We start from the raw sequence: 5507 nt of genomic DNA, 5'->3' as shown, positions 1-5507 counted from the left end.
GGGTGGTTCTGCCCGCGCTCGCCCTCCACCGCGCGCCGGGCCCAGTCCAGCGCGTCCTTGCCGGGCGTGGCGCGGAACAGCTCCAGCCAGGCCGCGTTGTTGAGCACGAGCGGGCTCGCCTTGCCGCCGTCGATGAGCCGCCGGAACGCCTTCGCCGCCTCGTCCACGTTGCCGGCCCCGAGCCGCAGGTTGCCGAGCAGCCCGAGCACGTCGGGATCGTCGGGCAGGCGCTGCAGCACGCCGGCGGCGAGCGCCTCCAGCTCGGCGGGGCGCTTCAGCTCGGCGAGCGCCACGGCCCCGAGCGCGAACGCCTCGCGCGAGGCCGGGTCGTCCTGGAGCAGCTCGCGCGCGACGCGGAGCTGGTCCTCGCGCTTGCCGGCGGCGCGGTACGCCTGCGCCAGCGCGAAGCCGAGCGCCCGGCGCTCGGCGGGATCGGTCGCCTGCCCGCGCGCCTCGGAGAGGGTGGCGATGGACCGCCCGGCCTCGTCGGCCCAGGCCAGCACCGCCGCGGCGGCGCGCCGCACCTCGGGCGCGCCGGCCTCGGCCCCCGGCCGCCACAGCCGCGCCAGCACGCCGGCCGGGGTGGACGGATCCGACTCCGCCCCGGGGAGCGTCTCGCGGGCCCAGTCGAGCCAGCGGCGCGCGCCGGCGAGGTCGCCCGCGGCGGCCAGCCGGAGCGCCTCGGCGCCGAGGATGGGCCAGGCGGTGTCGGTGGCGAGCACCTTCGGCTCCTTGCCCTCCCGCACCACGAACACGGCCGAGCGGCCATCACCCGGGGTGAACGGGAACTGGACCCGGACCCGGACCGCGGCGCGGGGATCGCCGTCCTCCAGCAGCTCCACCCGCGAGAGCACCAGGTCGAGCAGCACGTCCGGCGGGATCCCCTGCTCGTGCAGGGAGCGGCGCGCGCCGGCGATCGGCCCGCCCAGGCCCTGGTCGGCGATCCGCGCCAGCTCCGGCCCCAGCCGCGCGCGGGCCACCATGCCCGGCAGCTCGCGGGCCGGCTCCGGCGAGCGGATCGCCGCCACGAACAGGCGCTTCACCAGCCGCGCCGCCTCGCTGCCCTGCGGCGCGAGCGTCTCCCACGGCTTCAGCCCCTGGAACAGGTCGGCCTGCTGGCGGATCTCGGCCGCGTTGGGCGCGCCCTGCGCCGCCGCGCCGGCGAGCGCCGCGGCGGGCGCGTAGCTGCGGCGCCCCACCATCAGGCGGGCGGCGTCGCGGAGCGCGTCGCGGCGCCCGTCGCCCATGCCGCGCGACTCCTCCTCGGCGGCCGGCGCGCCCCGCTGCATCGCCACCGCGGCGAGGAGGAGCCCGTCGCGCTCGCGCCCGCGCGGCATGTCGCGCGCGAGCTTCTCGGCGCCGGCGTCGCGGCCGGCGTCGAACAGCGTGCGCAGGTAGGGGCCGTCGAAGGCCTGCTCGTGGAGGTCGGAGCGGATGGCCTCGTACTCCTCGATGGCCTCGCCGATGGTCGCCGCGGGCGCGCCGTTCGCCTCGCGCGCGAGCAGCTCGGCGAGCGCGGCCCGGCCGCCGGCGTGGTCCGGGTCGAGGTCCTTCGCCTTCCGGTACGCGGCGAGCGCGCCGGCGCGATCGTGGCCCGGCCCCTGGTAGCGGCCCACCGCGTCGTGCTGCAGGATCCACCCCAGGATGCGGTGCGCCCAGGCGCTGTCCGGCTCGAGCGCGATGGCCTGGCGGACCTCCGCCGCGGCCTGCTCGGAGAACCCGAGCCGCACCAGCGCGGCCGCGAGCTGGACGTAGTGGAGCGCCTCCTTCGGATGGAGCGCCGCGAGCCGGCGCATCTCGCCGAGCGCCTCCGGCACCTTGCCGGCCGCGAGGAGGGCGGCGGCGGTCCGGTCGAGCGCGATGGTGGGCGAGCTGCCGCGCACCACCTCGCGGGCGCGCTTGCCGAGCCTGGCCGCGTCCGCCGCCGACAGGCGGCGGCCGCCGGTGTCGAACCGGAAGGTGGCGGTCACCGTGCCGTCCGGCTCGCGCGCGTACGCCTGCGCGTAGGTGGCCGGGCCGAAGCGCTCGGTGGTGCTCGCCGGCAGCGGCCGGGGCTCGAAGCCGTCCGGCACGTGGATGCGGTAGGTCACCTCCCACTGGTACGGCACGACCAGCAGCAGGTCGGCGGTGCGCTTCGCCGGCGGGGCCGCGCCGTGGCCCTCGGGATCGCCGGTGAGGAAGCCCGGGAGCGCGTCGAACACCTGGTCGGGCGTGACCGGCAGCTCCGCCTCGTCGTCGGCGGTGCGGACCGCGTCCGTGTCCTTCGCGTCCACCACCAGCCGCAGCGGCGCCGACGGATCGTCCAGCCCCTCGGTGGTGGCGGCGAGGACCTCCGCGGCGCGGAGCACCTCCTTCGCGTAGTGCTCGGCCACCTCGTCGCGCCGCTCCGGCGGGATCCGCTCGCGGAACGCGCGCTCGGTCGCGGCCAGCGCGCCCACCAGCTCGCGCGTCTCGCGGATCCGCCCGCGCCCGCTCTCGGCCATGAACAGCTCGCGCACGATGCGCACCCGGTTGTCCGCCGCGCCGCGCTCCGGCGTGCGGACCAGCTCGCGGCCGCCGGGCGTCACCAGCGCCAGCCGCCCCTCCACCGCGGGCGGCAGCACGCCGGGAGGCGTGTACGGGTCGGTCGCGTCCACCCAGATGGCCGGCGAGCCCTCCACCCGCACCACCACGTGGTCGAACTGCGAGATGCCGGGCAGCTCCGGGTTCACCTCGTGCCAGTCGGTGCGCACCAGCGCCAGGCGCGCGTCGTGGCCGGCGGCGCGCAGCATGCCCGCGACCAGGAGCGACAGGTCCTTGCAGTCGCCGTAGCGCCGCTTCAGCACCTCGTCCGGCGCGGCCGGCACCAGCGCCGCCTCGCCCAGCTCGAGCCCGGTGTAGCGCACGTTGCGGTGGACCCAGGCCACCACGCGGCGCACCGCCTCGGCGCGGTCCGGCGCCTTGCCCGCGCCGAGCGCCTCCCGCGTCGCCGCGGCGAGATCGCTGCCCGCGAGCTGGCGCTCCCACGAGGCCGCGTAGCGCGCGGACACGTCCGCCCAGGAGCGCCCCCAGCCGAAGGCCAGGTAGGGCGCGGGCGGCGTGTCGCGGGGCGCGCCCGGCTCCACCGCGGTCCAGCCCGGCACGTCGCGGCGGTCGATCACCAGCCGCCGCTCGCCGCGATCCTTCGTCTCCCTGGGCGCCGCGTCGGTCCCGCGCACCACCCAGCGCAGCGGGAGCTCGGCGGGCGCGGCCACCTCGACGCGGATGCGCCGCGCCGGCAGCGCCTGCGCCAGGAAGAAGCGCGCGCTCGTGCCGCCGTCGAAGCTGGGCGCGGTGTCGCGGACGACGATCAGCTCCTCGACGAGCGAGCCGGCCCGCACCGCCGGCAGGGGCCCGGCCACCACGCGCCGGTCGGAGTACATGAGGTCGGCGCGGTCGGCGACGCCCTGCTCGGTGAGCGTGGACGGGTCGAGCTCGTGCACCTCGCCCTGGGCGGTGATCACGCGGGCCCGCAGCTCCGGGCGCGCCTGCTGCCAGGGCGCGTAGGACCGCTCCACCCGCGACCAGCTCCGCGCCGCCTCGGCGGTGAGGAGCCGGAACACCAGCCGGTGCTCGAGCGTGAGCGCGCCGCGCGCGTCGTAGCGGAACCGGCCCTCCTCCAGCAGCACGTCCACCCCGGCCGCCTTGGGCGGCGCGAGCGCCTGCGCGGCGGCGAGCATCGCCTTCGGATCGGCGGAGAACGGCGCGCCCTCCCACGGCGCGTCGGCGGCGCCGGCGCGAGCGGCGAGGAGGGACAGGCTCGCGGCGGCGAGCGCGGGGAGGAGACGGAGGGTCATGTGGGACGCACCGGTGCTGGGGATCCCTCATTGTGGAGGAGACCCGCCCCGCGCGCCAGCGTGCGCCGCAGCCGGGCGCCTCGCGGCCGGGGCTCGACGGAGGGGCGGCGCCGTCAGTCGCCGGCGGGCGAGAGCACGAACTCGCGCACCACCGGCAGGTCCTGCAGCGTCGCGGCCAGCCGGGAGAAGTTGCGCGCGTCGGAGGTGCGGACCGTCATCCGGTACTCCACGCAGCGCCCCTCGTCGGTGAGCCGCCACGACATCGAGCTCACCTTGCAGCCGTGCCGCGCGAGGAGCTCGCGCACCGCGTCCTCGCCGAGCGCGTCGCCGCGGTCGAAGCGCAGGCGGTGGGCGGCGTACTGGTGCGCGGGCAGGCGCGCCTCGATCAGCCGGAACCCGGAGAGCACGCCCAGCGTCAGCACGGTCGCGGCGAGCGCGGGGAAGTACATGCCGCTGCCCACCATCACGCCGATGGCGGAGGTGATCCAGATGGACGCCGCGGTGGTGAGGCCGCGGACGGTGATCCCCTCCTTGAAGATCACGCCGGCGCCGAGGAAGCCGATGCCGGTCATGATGCCCTGCGCCATGCGCGTGGGGTCGAGCCGCACCGTCTCGGCGGAGGGGAACCACCGCTGCTGGTACAGCGTCAGCAGCATGAGGAGGCTCGACGCGAGGCACACGAGCGCGTGCGTCCGGAACCCCGCCGGGCGCCCGTGGTACGAGCGCTCGATGCCGATCGCGCCGCCCACCACGAGCGCGACGCACAGGTGGCCCAGGATGCGGAGGTTCTCGGCGTCGAACGCGGGCGTCACGCCCGAAGGTTCGCCCCTCGGGCGGCCGGGCGCAAGCTCGCGACCCGCCCGCCGCGCCCGCCGCGCCGGTCCCGGGCGCGGCTCAGCCGAACAGCGCCGCCCAGGCCGAGATGAGCCCGAACACGAAGAACAGGCCGGCCGCCGCCCAGCGGATGCGCGCCGAGGAGACGCGCGCGGCGAGCTTCTCGCCCAGGAACACCGCCAGCCCGTCCGCCGCGAGCATGCCCAGCGTCGTGCCCGCGGTGACCCGGATCACGTCGCCGTAGCGGGCGGCGAGCGCCACCGTGGCGAGCTGCGTCTTGTCCCCCATCTCGGCGAGGAAGAAGAGGACGGCGGTGGTGAGGAACGCGCCGAAGCGCTCCGGCCCCTTCGACGCCTCGAGCGAGTCCGGGCGCAGCGTCCAGATGCCGAACAGCAGGAACGTGAGCGCGAGCACGCCGGCCAGCATGCGGGCCGGCACGTTCGCCGAGATCCACGCGCCGAGCGACGAGGCCAGGCCGTGGTTCGCGAGCGTCGCCACCAGGATGCCGGCCATGATGGGCCAGGGCTTCCGGAAGCGCGTGGCGAGCGAGAACGCGAGGAGCTGGGTCTTGTCGCCCATCTCGCTCGCGGCGACGAGCAGGAACGATCCGAGGATGGATTCCATGGTGGGCCGCGCGGGCGGGAGCGCACGGATACCGGACCGGCGCGGGCGGGTCAAAGCCTATCGGCGGCCGCTGGCGCCACGCGCGCGGGGGTGCTAGATGCGGGGGTCCGCCGTGCCCGCACGCCGTGTCCTGATCGCCGCCTGCCTGGCGCTCGCCTGGCCGCAGCCCGACGCCGCTGCGGATCCCCGGCCGCCTCCGCCCGCCGCCGGCGGCGAGGCCGCGACCGCGGCGCC

At 77.3% G+C, this 5507-nt stretch carries 3 protein-coding genes; all 3 read right to left on the bottom strand.

All coding sequences use genetic code 11. The features are described 5' to 3' along the window. A partial coding sequence (locus PSR1_RS21335) for a DUF3857 domain-containing protein (RefSeq protein ID WP_059439378.1) occupies positions 1-3815 on the bottom strand: 3815 nt, incomplete at its 3' end. A 113-nt stretch (positions 3816-3928) separates the two neighbouring features. After that, a complete protein-coding gene (locus tag PSR1_RS21330; protein WP_059439377.1) occupies positions 3929-4627 on the bottom strand; it encodes an MgtC/SapB family protein in 699 nt (232 codons plus the stop codon). A gap of 82 nt (positions 4628-4709) precedes the next feature. After that, positions 4710-5273 (bottom strand): TMEM165/GDT1 family protein, encoded by a 564-nt coding sequence (locus PSR1_RS21325; RefSeq protein WP_059439376.1) that lies wholly within the window; start codon positions 5271-5273, stop codon positions 4710-4712. Positions 5274-5507: the final 234 nt, after the last annotated feature.

Source organism: Anaeromyxobacter sp. PSR-1 (assembly GCF_000964525.1).
Lineage (GTDB): Bacteria > Myxococcota > Myxococcia > Myxococcales > Anaeromyxobacteraceae > Anaeromyxobacter.
The sequence above is the reverse complement of the archived record's forward strand: the minus strand, read 5'-3'. Positions and strand labels throughout refer to the sequence as shown.

Excerpts from the sequence above, each read along its gene's own strand:
- PSR1_RS21325 (WP_059439376.1), bottom strand. The coding sequence starts at position 5,273 with ATGGAATCCATCCTCGGATCGTTCCTGCTCGTCGCCGCGAGCGAGATG.